The following is a 16,275-nucleotide window of genomic DNA, read 5'->3' on the forward strand; positions in this document are numbered from 1 at the left end:
GGAGCTGCCGCCGGGAACCCAACGGCTGCGTTACACTCCAACGCACCTTTCCTGATCAAGCGAAGCCGACATGCCCATCAGATTGCTACGCATTGGCGCCGGGGTGCTGCTTGCTCTCGCGTTGTATGCCCTGTTGGGGTTCTGGGTTGCGCCGGTCGTTGCCCTGCGCATTACCAACGACAAGCTCGCCGAGCTGGCCGCCGTGCCGGCGCGCCTGGAGCAGATCCGGTTCAACCCGTTCACCTTGCAGCTGGAGCTGTACGGCCTCAGGTTCGGAGAAGCAGGGGCCGAGCAGGTGGGGTTCCAACGGCTGGCAGCCAACTTACAGGCCGATAGCCTGTGGCGCCGCCAGGTACACCTGGCAAGTGTTGAACTCACTCAGCCGAAAGTCCAGGTATTGATAGCCGCAGACGGCACGCTCAACCTTGCCCAACTGTTCAAGCCTTCCAACGCCCCCGAGCAGCCGGCGACCACCGAGAACGACTCGCCGTTCCCGGTCACGATTGACACACTGGCGCTGAGCCAAGGCTATGTGCACTTCCGTGATGCCCGCTCGAAGGCACCGGTGGAATTCACCTACGACGCAATGGACTTTCAGCTTCGGCACCTGACCACGCTGCCCAAGGGCGACGCGGAAATGGAGCTCACGGCGCGGGGCCCGTTGGTAGGGAAGCTGGAGTGGGCCGGGCGCTTCTCGCTGTTCCCGTTTACCTCCAAGGGCCACCTCACGCTTGCCAATGCTCCCTTGCAAACATGGTGGCCTTACGTGCAAGCCGCTGCGCCCTTGAAGCTGGAGCAGGGGCAAGTGAGCGCCGATCTTGATTACAGCCTGGACCTGACCCAGCAGGCCCAGGTGGTTGTGAGCAACGCGCGGTTGAGCCTGGCACCCTTCGCCATGGCCAGCCCCGACGGCAAACCCCTGGTACGGCTGAAAGCGCTGGACGTAACCGGCGCCTCTTTCGATCTCGCACAGCGGCATGTGACGCTTCCCAGCATCGCGGCCCAGCAACTGGAAACCTGGGCCGCACGCGAGGCCGATGGCCAGCTTGACTGGCAAAGGTTGTTCAGCGCGCCAAACCCACCCGCACCGGCCGCCCAGCCGCCCGCACCCACCGCCGAGGCGCAGCCGTGGCGGATCACGCTCAACGATGCGCGCCTGACCGACGCCCGTGTGCACCTCGCGGACAGGTCGGCCGCCGACCTGGTTGAGCTGGACCTTGCCCCACTGAACGTACACGTGAGCGGTTACGACAGCAGCAATGGCCAGCCAGTACACGTGGACATCGATACCGGTGTCGGGCGCCAAGGCAAGCTGCAGGCCAAGGGACAGCTGTCGCTGAGCCCCGTGAGAGGGGAGTTCGCGGTTACCACTCGGGACATCGACCTGCGCATCGCCCAGGCCTATATCACCCCCTTCATGCGCCTGGAATTGCGCAGTGGCATGCTCGACAGCGACTTGAACGTAGCGCTGAGCAATACCGCGCCGCTGGCGTTTACCGTCACCGGCAAGGCCCAGGTGAATCAGCTGCATACGCTGGATACCCTCAAGTCCCGGGACTTCCTGCGCTGGGCCCGCCTGAACCTGGACGGTATCGACTACCGCCACGGCGAGGGGCTGAGCATCGATCAGGTCACCCTGGCGCAGCCCTACGCCCGCTTCATGATCAATGAAGATCGCAGCACCAACATTGACGACCTGCTGGTCCCGCAGCCCGCCGCTCCGGCGGTACCGCGGGCGCCAACCGAGCCCTCGAAGCCCCTTGCCATACGCATCGGTGGCATCGCTTTCAGCGACGGCTCCGCCAACTTCGCGGATTTCAGCCTCACCCCCAACTTTGCCACGGCCATCCAGCAACTCACTGGGCAGGTAGGCACCCTGGACAACCAGCGCCCTCTCGCTGCGCGCGTCGACATCAAAGGCCGGGTGGATCGCTATGCGCCGGTCACAATCGAAGGTAGCCTCAGGCCGTTCGACCCTCTGGCGAGCCTGGACATCGCGACCCATTTCCGCCGGGTAGAGCTGACCACGCTTACCCCTTACTCAGGGAAATTCGCCGGGTACCGCATTCGCAAGGGCCGGCTGGACCTGGACCTTCACTACCAAATCACCAAGGGGCAGCTTAAAGCCGACAACAACCTGGTGGTGGAACAACTGGAGCTCGGGGAAAAGGTGGACAGCCCCGATGCGGTCAACCTGCCCATCAAACTGGCGATCGCTTTGCTCAAGGACAGCCATGGGCGGATTTCGATTGCACTGCCCGTGTCGGGCGATTTGAACAATCCGCAGTTCAGCGTGATGCCGGTGGTGTGGCAAACCTTGCGTAACCTGATGGTACGTGCGGCTCAGGCCCCATTCAGGCTGCTCGGTAGCCTGGTACAGGGCGGCGGCGGTGAAGACCTCGGCACCGTCACCTTCGAGCCCGGCAGCAGCGAGCTGGACGCTCAGGCCAAGGCCGACCTGCTCAAAGTGGCGGGCGCCTTGACCCAGAAACCTGAGCTACGCCTTGAGGTGGAAGGCGCGAGCGCGGCAGCGAGTGACGGGCCGCTGATTGCAATGCAACGGCTGGAGCGGGAATACCAGGCCATGTGGTACAAAATCCTGCAGCGGCGCGGCGACAAGGTGCCGGCACAAGCGGCGCAGATCACCGTACCAGCCGAGGAGAAACCGGCGCTGCTGGAAGGTATCTACCGCACTCGCCTCAAGCAACAACCGCCTGCGGATTGGCAGGCGCTAGCGGCAGCGGAGCGGCAGCAGAAGCTTCAGGTGGCGGTTATCGATTCATGGCGCGATAACAACACCCTCCTCCGTCAATTGGGCCAGGCACGCGCCGCCAGCATCAAAGACTTTATGGTTGCCCAAGGCAAACTGTCGGATGACCGGGTTTACCTGATCGATGCCCGGCTGGAAACGCCTGGGCCCAATGGCCGAGTGACCAGCCTGCTGCATCTTGACGTGGCCCCGTAACAATCGGGCTTCACCCTTCAGAAACGAGAAAGCCCCGCAAGTGCGGGGCTTCTTTTTACAACCGACCGGGATCAGTTGGTTTTCAGGCCATCAGCCGAAACGGCTTTCACGCCTTTGATCTTCTTGGTGATCATGACCGCGGTGTCTTTCTGAGCTTCGCTCAGGGCAACCGTAGAGGACAGGGAAACCACACCCTTGTTGGTCTCAACCTTGATGTCAGTCCCTGGAATGCCTTTTTCGGTAACCAGGTCGGATTTGACCTTGGTGGTGATCCAGGTATCGGAGGTCGCTTCCTTGGCCTGCTCCACTTCACCTGCTGCCAGCATCATAGGAGATTGCGCGGCTTGAGTGGTTTGGGCAAAGGCGACATTGGTCAGGCCCATCGCCATGACGGAAGCAGCTGCGGCAGCGATAGCGAGTTTTTTCATGGGAGTCACTCCTGTTCTTTTGGATATCCCGTAGCCTGTTGGCCACTGAGTGACAGTAGTGTTGCAGTCGCCGTGCCAACGTTTCGCTTGATTATTAACCTATATAAATCAGTGACTTATGATTTCAAGCATCGGAATGCCATCGTGCAAGCTGCAATCACTGTCGAAAATTTGCGTGCAAGTTGCAGGGACATGAATCGCCGAAAACCGGATAAAAAAAGCCCCGCCGAAGCGGGGCCCTTTCATTACGTGCAGTCGATCAGGTGATCAAACGCCCGAAGCTTCCGCCGCAGGTACGTCCTTGATCGAAAGCTTGATACGGCCGCGGTTGTCCACGTCCATTACCAATACCTTCACTTCCTGGCCTTCCTTCAGCACGTCGGTCACTTTCTCAACGCGCTGATCGCTCAGCATCGAGATGTGCACAAGGCCGTCCTTGCCTGGCAGGATGTTCACGAATGCGCCAAAGTCGACGATGCGCTCAACCTTACCCACGTAGATCTTGCCGATCTCGGCTTCTGCGGTGATGCCCAGTACGCGCTGGCGGGCAGCTTCAGCAGCTTCCTTGGTTTCGCCGAAGATCTTGATCGTGCCGTCGTCTTCGATATCGATCGAAGCCTTGGTTTCTTCGCAGATGGCGCGGATGGTGGCGCCGCCCTTGCCGATCACGTCACGGATCTTGTCGGTGTCGATCTTCATCGCGATCATGGTAGGCGCGTTGGCGGACAGCTCGTTACGCGACTGGCCAATCACCTGGTTCATCTGGCCGAGGATGTTCAGGCGCGCTTCCAGGGCCTGGCCCAGGGCGATTTCCATGATCTCTTCGGTGATGCCGTTGATCTTGATGTCCATCTGCAGTGCGGTAACGCCCTTGGCGGTACCGGCAACCTTGAAGTCCATGTCGCCAAGGTGGTCTTCGTCACCCAGGATGTCGGTGAGGATGGCGAATTTCTCGCCTTCTTTCACCAGGCCCATGGCGATACCGGCCACAGGGGCCTTCATCGGTACACCGGCGTCCATCAAGGCCAGGGAAGCACCGCACACCGACGCCATGGAGCTCGAACCGTTGGACTCGGTGATTTCCGACACCACGCGGATGGTGTAGGGGAACACGTCGGAGTCCGGCAGCATGGCCTGGACGCTGCGGCGGGCCAGACGGCCGTGGCCGATTTCGCGACGGCCAGCACCGCCCATGCGACCACACTCGCCTACCGAGAACGGCGGGAAGTTGTAGTGCAGCATGAAGGGGTCTTTCTTCTCGCCTTCGAGGGTGTCCAGCAGCTGTGCGTCACGGGCGGTGCCCAGGGTCGCTACTACCAGTGCCTGGGTTTCGCCACGGGTGAACAGGGCCGAACCGTGGGTCTTGGGCAGTACACCTACTTCGATGTTCAGCGGGCGAACGGTACGGGTGTCACGGCCATCGATACGCGGCTTGCCATTCACGATGTTTTCGCGAACGGTGCGGTATTCGATCTCGCCGAAGATTTCCTTCACTTCGGCGGAGCTTGGCTGGCCTTCCTCACCGGAGAATTTGGCAACGGCCTGGTCGCGCAGTTCGCCCAGGCGAGCATAGCGATCAGCCTTGACGGTGATGGTGTAAGCCTCGGAGACAGCAGCACCGACTTCACCACGGATGGCGTTCAGCAGCTCGGTGTTCTCGGCCTTGGGGGCCCAGTTCCAGGTAGGCTTGGCGGCTTCAGCGGCCAGTTCCTTCACAGCGGTGATCACCGACTGGAATTCGTCGTGGGCGAACAGCACGGCGCCCAGCATCTGGTCTTCGGTCAGTTCCTTGGCTTCGGATTCAACCATCAGCACGGCGTCGGCGGTACCGGCCACGACCATGTCGAGGCTGGAAGCGGCCAGTTGCTCATAGGTCGGGTTCAGCAGGTAGCCGGTGCTTTCATGGAAAGCGACACGGGCAGCGCCGATCGGGCCTTCGAACGGAATACCGGAAATGGCCAGGGCAGCCGAGGTACCGATCATCGCAGCGATGTCCGGATCGGTCTTCTTGCTGGTGGAAACGACGGTGCAGACAACCTGCACTTCGTTCATGAAACCTTCGGGGAAAAGCGGGCGGATCGGACGGTCGATCAGCCGGGAAGTAAGGGTTTCTTTCTCGGACGGGCGGCCTTCGCGTTTGAAGAAGCCACCAGGGATCTTGCCGGCTGCGTAGGTTTTTTCCTGGTAGTGAACAGACAGCGGGAAGAAGCCCTTGCCTGGATCGGCCTGCTTGGCACCTACCACGGTGACCAGAACGGTCACGTCGTTGTCGACGGTGACCAGCACGGCGCCGGAGGCTTGACGGGCAATGCGGCCAGTCTCGAGGGTTACGGTCGATTGACCGAACTGAAATTGCTTGATTACCGGGTTCACGGTTTCCTACCTTCCATTTGCTCTTGGGGGAATCTGTACCAGGCCAGTATGCCGTTGCCTACCGGGCCTCGAATAGTTGGGCGCCAACGGGTTTCGGCCCGTACCACGTCCGGATGACGCTGGGCCCGGATATCACCGGCCCCATAAAACTTGAGGCTGGAAACCCGCCCCTCTCGAACACAAGGCTCGAAAGAGACGGGTCGCCAACCTCATTGAGTTGCCCAGCCCCTGCACCGATTGCGCATCAAGCGCGACCGTTGCGAGGCCGTGCACACCACTGGCCGGGCCGCTATCAGCGACGCAGGCCCAGGCGACCGATCAGGGCGCTGTAGCGAGTGACGTCCTTGCCCTTCAGGTAGTCCAGCAGCTTGCGACGCTGGTTAACCATACGGATCAGGCCACGACGCGAGTGGTGGTCTTTGCCGTTGGCCTTGAAGTGGTCCTGCAGCTTGTTGATGTTGGCGGTCAGCAGGGCTACCTGCACTTCCGGGGAACCGGTGTCGCCAGCAGCTTGCTGATATTCACCAACGATACGAGCCTTGTCTTCAACGCTGAGTGCCATGAGGCGTTCTCCATTTCACGGAACCGCCAGGCGATTCCAATAGGCCAGGGGAAACCCCTGTCGTTTAATAGGAGGAGTGACCGCGCCTAATGACAGCCACCCTCGTTCGGTCATTCAGACCGAATCAGTCGACGCGGCGCAATACGCCCGTCTTCGCTCACTTCACCGATACCGATGAAGCGACCGTTGTGATCCTGTACGCGCACCATGCCAAAGGCCGGAGCCTCCGGGGCACGAACCGGCTGCCCGTGGAGCCAGTAGAACGCACTGTGTTCCGAGAACTGCAGCAGCGGCCAATCCTGAAGGCCGCTGTCGGCCGGCAGGAGGAACTGGTCCAGCGCCTCGTTGCCACCCTCGGCATGCGCCTGTTCCAGGGCTTCGAGCGTGATCGTTTGCGCGAGCTTGAACGGCCCCGCCTGTGTACGTCGCAGCTGCGCAACATAAGCCCCGCAACCGAGCCGCTCGCCGATATCCTCGACCAGGGTTCGAATGTAGGTGCCTTTGGTGCAATGCACTGCCAGCGTAGCCCGGGTTTGCTCTACCGCCAGCAACTCAAGGCTGCCAATAGTAACAGAACGCGCTTCGCGCTCCACTACTTCCCCGGCACGTGCAAGTTTGTACAGCGGCTGCCCGTCACGCTTGAGCGCCGAGTACATCGGCGGAACCTGCTGGATAGGGCCGCGGAAGTGGGGCAATACCGCTTCGATGTCAGCACGACCGACGGTCACCTCACGCTCGCGCAGTACCTCACCTTCCGCATCGGCGGTGGTGGTGGTAACGCCCAATTGCATGACGGTCTCGTAGCCCTTGTCGGAATCGAGCAGGTACTGCGAGAACTTGGTCGCCTCCCCGAAGCACAGCGGCAATACGCCGGTGGCCAGAGGGTCGAGGCTGCCGGTGTGCCCGGCCTTCTCGGCATTGAGCAGCCAACGCACCTTCTGCAGCGCCGCGTTGGAGGTAAAGCCCTGGGGCTTGTCCAGCAGGATGATGCCGCTCACGTTACGGCGGATACGCTTGACCTGAGCCACCTGTCAGTCCTCGCCCACATCTTTGGGCTCGGGAGAGGCCGGCGCGTGCTGACTGTCCTCGGCGACCGCGCGCTCAATCAGGGCAGAAAGGTGCGCCCCGCGTGCCACGCTTTCGTCATAGTGGAAGTGCAGCTGCGGAACGCTGCGCAGCTTCATTTCCCGGCCCAATTGCGTGCGCAGGAAACTGCCCGCCGCGTTGAGCACCTTCACGCTCTGCTTGACCTGTTCGCCGCCGTCGTCACCCATCACGGTGATATAGACCTTGGCGTGGCCAACGTCGCGTGTGACTTCTACCGCGGTGATGGTGACAAGGCCCACGCGTGGGTCTTTCACTTCACGCCGAATGAGTTGCGCCAGTTCGCGCTGCATCTGATCGCCGATGCGTTGGGTACGGCTATATTCTTTTGCCATGGCAAGACTACCTGTATCGACCCCCCGCATCGCGGGCGGCTTGAAAGCGGCAAACGCCCGACCCAGCGAGTAGCCGGACCGGGCGTTGCGTTAAGGGCGGGCGCTGGGCCTTCCCTGAGTACAGCTTAGAGGGTACGAGCTACCTGGACCTTCTCGAAGACTTCGATCTTGTCACCGACTTTCACGTCGTTGTAGCTCTTCACGCCAATACCGCACTCCATGCCGGCGCGCACTTCGGACATGTCGTCCTTGAAGCGGCGCAGCGACTCGAGTTCGCCCTCGAAGATCACCACGTCTTCGCGCAGTACGCGAATCGGGCGATTACGGTGAACGATACCTTCGAGCACCATACAGCCGGCAATGGCGCCGAATTTCGGCGAGCGGAACACGTCACGTACTTCGGCGATGCCGAGGATGTTCTCGCGGACATCGCTGCCAAGCATGCCGGTAAGGGCCTTCTTGACGTCTTCGATGATGTCGTAGATCACGTTGTAGTAACGCATGTCCAGGCCTTCCTGCTCGACGATCTTGCGAGCGCCGGCATCGGCACGCACGTTGAAGCCGAACACGACTGCGTTGGAAGCAAGGGCCAGGTTGGCATCGCTTTCCGTGATACCACCTACACCACCAGCCACGACGCGAACCTGCACTTCGTCGTTGCCCAGGCCGCCGAGGGCGCCCTGCAGGGCTTCCAGAGAACCACGCACGTCGGCCTTGAGCACGATGTTGAGGGTTTTCTTCTCTTCCTGGCCCATGTTCTCGAAGATGTTCTCGAGCTTGCCGGCGTGAGCACGAGCCAGCTTGACCTCGCGGAACTTGCCTTGACGGAACATGGCAACTTCGCGGGCTTTCTTCTCGTCGCCCACTACGCTCATTTCGTCGCCGGCGTCCGGGGTACCGTCCAGGCCGAGAATCTCGACCGGGATGGATGGGCCCGCTTCTTTCACGTTCTTGCCGTTCTCGTCGAGCATTGCGCGGATGCGGCCGAAGTTCGAGCCTACCAGCACCATGTCGCCCTGACGCAGGGTACCGTCCTGAACCAGAACGGTGGCAACCGGGCCGCGGCCCTTGTCCAGGCGGGACTCGACTACAACACCACGGCCAGGTGCAGCCGGGCTTGCCTTGAGCTCGAGTACTTCAGCCTGAAGCAGAACGGCTTCGAGCAGTTCGTCGACACCGGTACCCATCTTCGCGGAGACCGGAACGAAAGGAGTATCGCCGCCCCACTCTTCGGAAGTCACGCCCTGCACCGACAGCTCGCTGCGGATACGGTCCAGGTCTGCGCCCGGCTTGTCGATCTTGTTCACTGCGACAACCAGCGGTACACCGGCAGCCTTGGCGTGCTGAACGGCTTCGATGGTTTGCGGCATCACGCCGTCGTCCGCCGCCACCACGAGGATGACGATGTCGGTCGCCTTGGCACCACGAGCACGCATGGCGGTAAACGCGGCGTGGCCAGGGGTGTCGAGGAAGGTAACCATGCCACGGTCGGTTTCGACGTGATAGGCACCGATGTGCTGAGTGATACCACCGGCTTCGCCAGCGGCAACCTTGGCACGACGGATGTAGTCGAGCAGCGAGGTTTTACCATGGTCAACGTGGCCCATGACGGTAACCACCGGCGCGCGAGCGACGGTTTCGCCTTCATAGCGCAGCGATTCGGCCAGGGATTCTTCCAGGGCGTTGTCGCTGACCAGCTTGACCTTGTGGCCGAGCTCTTCGGCGACCAGCTGAGCGGTGTCACGGTCCAGCACCTGGTTGATGGTAACCGGGGTGCCGAGCTTGAACATGAACTTGACCACTTCAGCGCCCTTGACGGACATCTGCTGCGCCAGGTCGGACACGGTGATGGTTTCGCCAATCACCACGTCACGAACAACCGGGCCAGTCGGGCTCTGGAAGCCATGCATGTTGCGCTTCTTGAGCTTGGACTTGCCACGGCCACCGCGACGGAAGCCATCGCTCTCTTCGTCGGTGGTACGTGGGGCGGCACGCGGGGTAGGCGCCTTTTCTTTCACAGTCGCGCGGTGCGGCTGGTTCTTGCGGTCGCCACGACGGTCGTCGTCGGTGGTTGCCTTGGGCTTGTCCGGACGGCGGGCGTCGTCGCGCTTGCGCACTTCAGCGACCTGCGTCGGCTGTGGCGCACGCTCAGGTGCAGCGGCCGGCTCGGGAGCACGGGCAGCAGGTGCCTGGGCAACCGCGTCAGCCACAGGCTGGCTGGCCTCGACGGCAGGCGCGGCCTTGCGGGCTTCTTCTTCAGCGCGCAGGCGAACCTGATCATTGATCTTGTCGCGAGCAGCGTTTTCAGCAGCGCGGCGCTCTTCGAGTTCGCGGCGTTGTTGAGCCTCGATCTCCTCAGGGCTTTGCTTGACGAAGGTCTTCTTCTTGCGGACCTCGACACTGATGGTCTTGCTGCCGGCCACGCGCAATGTGCTGGTGGTCTTGCGTTGCAGGGTAATCTTGCGGGGTTCTTCCACTTTTGCCTTGTGACTGCTTTTCAGGTGCGCCAACAGCGCTTGTTTTTCGGTATCGGTCACAACCTGGCCGGCGTCGGTATGTGGTAGCCCCGCCTCACGCATCTGTTGCAACAGGCGCTCCACCGGTGCGGCGACCTCTTGGGCCAGTTCTTTCACCGTGACTTGCGTCATGCACTTCTCTCCTCAGGCCGCGCCAGTTACTCGAACCAATGGGCTCGGGCGGCCATGATCAACTTGCCGGCACGCTCTTGGTCGATGCCGTCGATGTCGAGCAAATCGTCAATAGACTGCTCGGCCAGGTCTTCGCGGTTGATTACGCCGCGTACCGCCAATTCCTTCGCAAGGTCCGCGTCCATACCTTCCAGGGAAAGCAGGTCTTCGGCCGGATGGGCGTCAGCGAGCTTTTCCTCGGAAGCGATGGCAGCGGTCAACAGGCGATCCTTGGCCCGAGCACGAAGCTCATTGACGATCTCCTCATCGAACCCATCGATGTTGAGCATTTCTTCCAAAGGCACGTAGGCGATTTCTTCCAGGCTGGTGAAACCTTCGTCAACCAGAACCTGGGCGAGCTCTTCGTCGACTTCGAGTTGCTCGACGAAATTGCGCAGGATGTCGCCGGTTTCGGCCTGTTGTTTAGCCTGGATATCGGACTCGGTCATGACATTCAGCGTCCAGCCGGTCAGCTGGCTGGCCAGACGAACGTTCTGCCCGCCGCGGCCGATGGCCTGGGCGAGGTTGTCAGCCGCAACGGCGATATCCATGGCATGCGCGTCTTCATCAACGATGATGGCCGCGACTTCCGCCGGGGACATTGCGTTGATGACGAACTGTGCAGGGTTGTCGTCCCAGAGGACGATGTCGACACGCTCGCCACCCAGCTCGCCGGACACCGCTTGTACGCGGGAACCACGCATACCGATGCACGCGCCCTGAGGGTCGATGCGTTTGTCCTTGGAGCGGACCGCGATTTTCGCGCGGGAACCCGGATCGCGGGAAGCGGCCATCACTTCGATGAGGCCTTCTGCGATTTCCGGTACTTCGATACGGAAGAGCTCGATGAGCATTTCCGGAGCAGTGCGCGACAGGATCAGTTGCGGGCCGCGGTTCTCGCTGCGAATTTCCTTGAGCAGCGCGCGAAGACGCACGCCAACACGGAAGGTTTCGCGGGAGATGATGTCTTCACGCGCCAGCAGCGCCTCGGCATTGTTGCCAAGGTCCACGATGACGTTGTCGCGAGTCACCTTCTTTACGGTGCCGGAGATGATTTCGCCAACCTTCTCGCGGTAGGCATCGACCACCTGGGCACGCTCGGCCTCGCGCACTTTCTGCACGATAACTTGCTTGGCGGTTTGCGCGGCGATGCGACCGAACTCGATGGAGTCGATCTTTTCCTCGATGATGTCGCCTGCAACCGAGTCAGGCTTGCGAGCCTGAGCCTGGTCGACAGCCAGCTGGATGGCCGGGTCGTCGAAGTTTTCGTCCTCGACGACGGTCCAGCGGCGGAACGTCTCGTAGCTGCCGGTGTGGCGGTTGATCGCCACGCGCAGATCTACTTCGTCCTCGAACCGCTTCTTGGTAGCGGTAGCCAGGGCGATTTCCAGTGCTTCAAAAATGACCCCCGCCGGTACGCCCTTTTCATTGGATACCGATTCAACAACCAGCAGTACTTCTTTACTCATCGTACGCCTCGCCTTTCGCAAGCCTTTGGATTCCGCGATTCACGCAGAACCCGAAACGTCTCAGTCAAAACTGGGAATAATGTTTGCTTTATCGATGGAATCGATCGGCAACAAGAATTCATGGTCATCGACCTGGACCACCACATCCTGTTCTTCCACACCGCGAAGCAGGCCCTGAAAATTGCGCCGACCTTCGAAAGGCGTGCGCAACTTGATTTTTACCTGGTCGCCGGCATGGGCAGCGAACTGCTCCAGCGTAAACAACGGGCGATCCATGCCTGGAGAGGAAACTTCAAGCGTGTACTCGACAGCGATCGGGTCTTCGACATCAAGTACCCCGCTGACCTGACGACTGACGATTTCGCAGTCCTCGACAAGCACACCGCCTTCCTTATCAATAAAAATACGTAGCAGTGAGTGGCGACCCTGGGATATGTACTCTATACCCCAACATTGATAACCAAGCGCCTCGACCACTGGGGCCAGCAGGGCCTGCAACTGTTCTAGCTTGCTCGACAACTGAACCCCCTCGTGCATGCTTTGCAAATAAAAAATGGGCGAAACGCCCACACTGGAAACGCCGCCGGAGAGCGACGCATGTGCTGATCAGCTAACAAAAAGCCCCTGAACAGGGGCTCCGCTAAAGCTGGTTGCGGGGGCTGGATTTGAACCAACGACCTTCGGGTTATGAGCCCGACGAGCTACCAGACTGCTCCACCCCGCGACATAACTGGCCCGAAAGTATACGGCTTCGGCCCTGAACGGTCAATCAACAGCGCTGGAACAAGAAAGCCCGCAAAAATGCGGGCTCCTTGTATATGGTACCGAGAAGGGGACTCGAACCCCTACACCCTATGGGCACAACCACCTCAAGGTTGCGTGTCTACCAATTCCACCACCTCGGCAAAACTCTTAAAACCCGTTACTTCTGCTCTTGAGCTGGAGGAACATCGTTAGTGTTCGCTCCGCCTTTCTGCTCATTGAGCACCGGGACATCATCTGCCGCCGGCTTTTGCTGAGGTACTTCGAGCACTGCTGGATTTGGAAGCCCTGCCTGACTCAACTGGTGAGCCTTTTCCTTAGCAAAGTATCCTAACCCCAAGCTGGTCAAGAAGAAACATGCAGCGAGTATACCAGTAAACTTGCTTAGAAAGGTAGAGGAACCTTGGCTTCCGAACACAGTATTTGAAGCACCTGCGCCGAAAGATGCTCCTGCTTCTGCACCTTTCCCCTGCTGAAGCAGCACGAGGACAACTACCCCGAGCGCACCCAACAGGTGAAACACTACAACGACGTTTTCCAGCATGTTGTCAGCTTCCCGCGGCGCGACAGATCGCACCGAACTCATCTGCATTCAGGGCGGCACCACCAATCAGCCCCCCGTCGATATCCGGCATACGGAACAGATCAGCCGCGTTGGCCGCCTTTACGCTGCCGCCGTATAAAAGCCGCACGCCTTGTGCGACTTCAGCATTCCTGGCTGCCAGCCTGGCCCGGATCGCATGATGCACTTCCTGAGCCTGCTCTGGCGTTGCCGTCAAACCTGTGCCAATCGCCCATACCGGCTCGTAAGCAATGACTGCCTGGGAGAAGACCTCTACACCAAGCGCGTCCATGACGCTGTCGAGCTGTGCCCCGACCACATCGAAAGTCCGTTCGGCTTCGCGATCCTCGAGGGTTTCGCCTACACAGAGCACCGGAACCAGCCCGGCCTCTTGCGCAGCCTTGAACTTCGCAACAAGAACGCCTTCAGCCTCGCCCAGAATCTGCCTGCGTTCCGAATGCCCTATCAGGACAAGCGAACAACCTGCATCCTTGAGCTGGCTCGCTGCAACTTCACCAGTAAGGGCACCTGGCCCCGACTGGGTAGCAACGTTTTGCGCCCCTACTGCAACGCCAACCTCTCGCAACGCTTCAACCGCTTCGCTGACGTGGAGGAATGTCGGGAAAACCGCGACGTCTACTGTCGCTGAAAACTCCTGACTTTTCAACCCCTTGAGCAGCTCCGCCACGCTGGAGCGGGTACCGTTCATTTTCCAGTTACCAGCTACCATCAAGCGACGCATGCTTTACCCCGTCGGTCAAAGTGGGCGCAGATGTTACCCAGAACAAAGCGCAGTGGCAAGCCTTCAGATCGCAAATCAGGCGCAAACTTCCTCCACAAGCCTGGCGAGCTCTTCGGCATAGCGGCGAACCTGCACCTCTTCATCGCCTTCGACCATCACACGCACGAGCGGCTCGGTTCCAGACTTGCGCAGCAGCACACGGCCGCGACCGCCCATGGCCGCGGTCACGCGTTCGCACGCCTGCTCCACCGCCGGATGGCTTGTTGGGTCCTGCCCGCCACCGAAACGTACGTTGATCAGCACCTGGGGGCACTTGCGCAGGCCGTGACGGGCCTGGGCAAGCGTTTCGCCACGGCGCTTGAGCGCAAGCAGCACCTGCAGCGACGCGATGATCGCGTCCCCGGTGGTGGTGTGCTGGGAGCAGACGATATGCCCGGAGTTTTCACCGCCCAGTGGCCAGTGGCGCTCGGACATCTCGGCGATGACATAGCGATCGCCCACCTTGGCCCGCGTGAACGGGATGTCGTGATCCTGCAATGCCAGCTCCAGCCCCAGGTTGCTCATCAGCGTGCCGACCACGCCACCTTCCAGCCGCCCGCGCTCCTTGAGGTCCCGGGCAATGATGAACAGCAGTTCGTCGCCGTCGACGATGGCACCGGTATGGTCGACCATGAGCACGCGATCGCCGTCACCGTCGAAGGCGATACCCATGTCCGCATGGCCAAGCAGTACAGCGGCCTGCAGGGCTTCCATGTGGGTGGAGCCGCAGTTTTCGTTGATATTCAGGCCGTCCGGTTGGGCCGAGATGACGGTAACCTGGGCCCCCAGCTCACGGAACACGTTGGGGGCGACTTTATAGGTGGCGCCGTGCGCGCAGTCCACCACCAGCTTGAGCCCAGCGAAATCGGTGCTTGTGGGAACACTGCTCTTGCAGAATTCGATATAGCGGCCGGCGGCGTCGTTGATACGCGACACCTTGCCCAGGCTGCCCGACTCGGCGACTGTCATCGGCTGATCCATCAGTTCTTCGATCATCAGTTCGATGTCGTCCGGCAGCTTGGTGCCCTGCCCCGAGAAGAATTTGATCCCGTTGTCGTGGTGCGGGTTATGCGAGGCACTGATAACGATGCCCGCTTCGGCATGGAAGGTACGGGTGAGGTAGGCAATGGCTGGCGTAGGCATAGGCCCCAGCAGCATCACGTCCGCACCGGCGGCCGACAGGCCGGCTTCGAGCGCGGATTCGAACATGTACCCGGAGATGCGTGTGTCCTTGCCCACCAGAACTCGGCATGCGCCCATCTTGCGGAACGCCATGCCCGCAGCCCAGCCGAGCTTGAGCATGAAATCCGGTGTGATTGGGTATTGACCGACGCGGCCCCGAATTCCATCGGTGCCAAAATACTTCTTGCTCATAGGTGCTCCGTTCGTTCTTATTCCGCCGCGTCGACCGCTGCGATCATGCGCACCACGTCTACTGTTTCAGCAACGTCGTGAACGCGAAGGATCCGCGCGCCTTTGGCCATCGCCAGCCCCGCCAATGCCAGGCTACCAAACAGCCGCTCGGTTACAGGCTTGCCCAGCGCCTGGCCTACGATGCTTTTGCGCGAAACGCCCACCAGCAACGGCCGCCCAAGCACGTGCAAGCCTTCCAGGTGCTTGAACAGGCTCAGGTTGTGAGCATGCGTTTTCGCAAAGCCGAACCCTGGGTCCAGGATGATCCGCGACGTGTCTATGCCCACATTCTGACAGGCAAGCATGCGCCCGGCGAGAAAATCAGACACTTCGCCGACCAGATCAGTGTAGTGAGGATTGTCTTGCATATCGCCGGGCTCGCCGAGCATGTGCATCAGGCATACCGCAGCGTAAGTACCTGCCGCTGCCTCCAGCGCACCGGGCCTGCGCAACGAGCGCACGTCGTTGATCAAGCCCATGCCTCTGGCGGCGCTTTCGGTAATGACTTCTGGGGTGGACGTGTCCACGGAAATCACGACATCCAGTTCGCCAGCTATGGCCTCGACTACTGGACATACGCGGTCCAGCTCTTCCTGGACGGACACCGCCGATGCGCCCGGGCGAGTGGACTCCCCGCCCACGTCAATCAGCGTGGCGCCCGCATCGACCATGGCACGGGCATGAGCCAGCGCGCGGTCGAGCCCCTTGAAGCGGCCACCGTCGGAGAAAGAGTCGGGGGTAACGTTGAGAATACCCATGACATGGGTACGTGATAAATCAAGAACCCGGTTACCGCAAGGTAACCGGGTCGAGTACAGCGCAGAGGTCATGCGA

13 protein-coding genes and 2 tRNA genes are annotated in these 16,275 nt (G+C 60.8%); 1 reads left to right on the forward strand and 14 read right to left on the reverse strand.

What is annotated here, in order from left to right:
* Positions 1-70: 70 nt before the first annotated feature.
* Positions 71-2,965 (forward strand): DUF748 domain-containing protein, encoded by a 2,895-nt coding sequence (locus LG385_RS17775; protein ID WP_225775321.1) that lies wholly within the window; start codon positions 71-73, stop codon positions 2,963-2,965.
* 71 nt (positions 2,966-3,036) lie between these two features.
* Here the strand turns inward: LG385_RS17775 and LG385_RS17780 are convergent, their stop codons facing one another.
* The 14 genes from LG385_RS17780 to folP all read right to left on the reverse strand — a co-directional run bounded on the left by LG385_RS17780 (position 3,037) and on the right by folP (position 16,271).
* Positions 3,037-3,393: a BON domain-containing protein gene (locus tag LG385_RS17780; RefSeq protein WP_225775322.1), complete on the reverse strand. Its 357-nt coding sequence runs from the start codon at positions 3,391-3,393 to the stop codon at positions 3,037-3,039.
* A gap of 267 nt (positions 3,394-3,660) precedes the next feature.
* Positions 3,661-5,766, reverse strand: a complete 2,106-nt coding sequence (gene pnp, locus LG385_RS17785) for a polyribonucleotide nucleotidyltransferase (protein ID WP_181117738.1) — start codon at positions 5,764-5,766, stop codon at positions 3,661-3,663.
* Positions 5,767-6,058: 292 nt separating this feature from the next.
* Positions 6,059-6,328 (reverse strand): 30S ribosomal protein S15, encoded by a 270-nt coding sequence (gene rpsO / locus LG385_RS17790; RefSeq protein WP_225775323.1) that lies wholly within the window; start codon positions 6,326-6,328, stop codon positions 6,059-6,061.
* Between the two features lie 110 nt (positions 6,329-6,438).
* Positions 6,439-7,356 carry a tRNA pseudouridine(55) synthase TruB gene (gene truB / locus LG385_RS17795; RefSeq protein WP_181117736.1) on the reverse strand — a complete coding sequence of 306 codons (918 nt, stop codon included), beginning with the start codon at positions 7,354-7,356 and terminating at the stop codon, positions 6,439-6,441.
* A gap of 3 nt (positions 7,357-7,359) precedes the next feature.
* Complete coding sequence (gene rbfA / locus LG385_RS17800; RefSeq protein WP_181117735.1) at positions 7,360-7,767, reverse strand: 30S ribosome-binding factor RbfA; 408 nt, start codon at positions 7,765-7,767, stop codon at positions 7,360-7,362.
* Positions 7,768-7,892: 125 nt separating this feature from the next.
* A complete protein-coding gene (gene infB, locus LG385_RS17805; protein WP_225775324.1) occupies positions 7,893-10,415 on the reverse strand; it encodes a translation initiation factor IF-2 in 2,523 nt (840 codons plus the stop codon).
* A 26-nt stretch (positions 10,416-10,441) separates the two neighbouring features.
* Positions 10,442-11,923, reverse strand: coding sequence for a transcription termination factor NusA (gene nusA / locus LG385_RS17810; RefSeq protein ID WP_181117733.1), 1,482 nt, complete (start codon positions 11,921-11,923; stop codon positions 10,442-10,444).
* Positions 11,924-11,983: 60 nt separating this feature from the next.
* Positions 11,984-12,442 (reverse strand): ribosome maturation factor RimP, encoded by a 459-nt coding sequence (gene rimP / locus LG385_RS17815; RefSeq protein WP_181117766.1) that lies wholly within the window; start codon positions 12,440-12,442, stop codon positions 11,984-11,986.
* 128 nt (positions 12,443-12,570) lie between these two features.
* A tRNA-Met gene (locus tag LG385_RS17820) sits at positions 12,571-12,647 on the reverse strand.
* Positions 12,648-12,742: 95 nt separating this feature from the next.
* Positions 12,743-12,828: transfer RNA gene (locus LG385_RS17825), tRNA-Leu, on the reverse strand.
* 17 nt (positions 12,829-12,845) lie between these two features.
* The gene (secG, locus tag LG385_RS17830) at positions 12,846-13,229 is read right to left on the reverse strand and encodes a preprotein translocase subunit SecG (protein ID WP_181117732.1); all 384 of its coding nucleotides are present in this window, start codon (positions 13,227-13,229) and stop codon (positions 12,846-12,848) included.
* 4 nt (positions 13,230-13,233) lie between these two features.
* Entirely contained in the window at positions 13,234-13,989 is a 756-nt protein-coding gene (gene tpiA, locus LG385_RS17835) for a triose-phosphate isomerase (protein WP_225775325.1), read from the reverse strand.
* 75 nt (positions 13,990-14,064) lie between these two features.
* Positions 14,065-15,402 carry a phosphoglucosamine mutase gene (glmM, locus tag LG385_RS17840; RefSeq protein ID WP_225775326.1) on the reverse strand — a complete coding sequence of 446 codons (1,338 nt, stop codon included), beginning with the start codon at positions 15,400-15,402 and terminating at the stop codon, positions 14,065-14,067.
* Positions 15,403-15,419: 17 nt separating this feature from the next.
* Positions 15,420-16,271: a dihydropteroate synthase gene (gene folP / locus LG385_RS17845; RefSeq protein WP_225775327.1), complete on the reverse strand. Its 852-nt coding sequence runs from the start codon at positions 16,269-16,271 to the stop codon at positions 15,420-15,422.
* Positions 16,272-16,275: the final 4 nt, after the last annotated feature.

It is taken from the genome of Pseudomonas sp. Marseille-Q5115 (assembly GCF_916618905.1).
Taxonomy (GTDB): Bacteria; Pseudomonadota; Gammaproteobacteria; order Pseudomonadales; family Pseudomonadaceae; genus Aquipseudomonas; species Aquipseudomonas japonica_A.

Bases quoted from the DNA above. Each gene is read 5' to 3' on its own strand.
- rbfA (WP_181117735.1), bottom strand. From the start codon at position 7,767: ATGGCAAAAGAATATAGCCGTACCCAACGCATCGGCGATCAGATGCAG.
- LG385_RS17775 (WP_225775321.1), top strand. From the start codon at position 71: ATGCCCATCAGATTGCTACGCATTGGCGCCGGGGTGCTGCTTGCTCTC.
- tpiA (WP_225775325.1), bottom strand. From the start codon at position 13,989: ATGCGTCGCTTGATGGTAGCTGGTAACTGGAAAATGAACGGTACCCGC.
- LG385_RS17780 (WP_225775322.1), bottom strand. From the start codon at position 3,393: ATGAAAAAACTCGCTATCGCTGCCGCAGCTGCTTCCGTCATGGCGATG.
- infB (WP_225775324.1), bottom strand. From the start codon at position 10,415: ATGACGCAAGTCACGGTGAAAGAACTGGCCCAAGAGGTCGCCGCACCG.
- glmM (WP_225775326.1), bottom strand. From the start codon at position 15,402: ATGAGCAAGAAGTATTTTGGCACCGATGGAATTCGGGGCCGCGTCGGT.
- nusA (WP_181117733.1), bottom strand. From the start codon at position 11,923: ATGAGTAAAGAAGTACTGCTGGTTGTTGAATCGGTATCCAATGAAAAG.
- secG (WP_181117732.1), bottom strand. From the start codon at position 13,229: ATGCTGGAAAACGTCGTTGTAGTGTTTCACCTGTTGGGTGCGCTCGGG.
- folP (WP_225775327.1), bottom strand. From the start codon at position 16,271: ATGACCTCTGCGCTGTACTCGACCCGGTTACCTTGCGGTAACCGGGTT.
- rpsO (WP_225775323.1), bottom strand. From the start codon at position 6,328: ATGGCACTCAGCGTTGAAGACAAGGCTCGTATCGTTGGTGAATATCAG.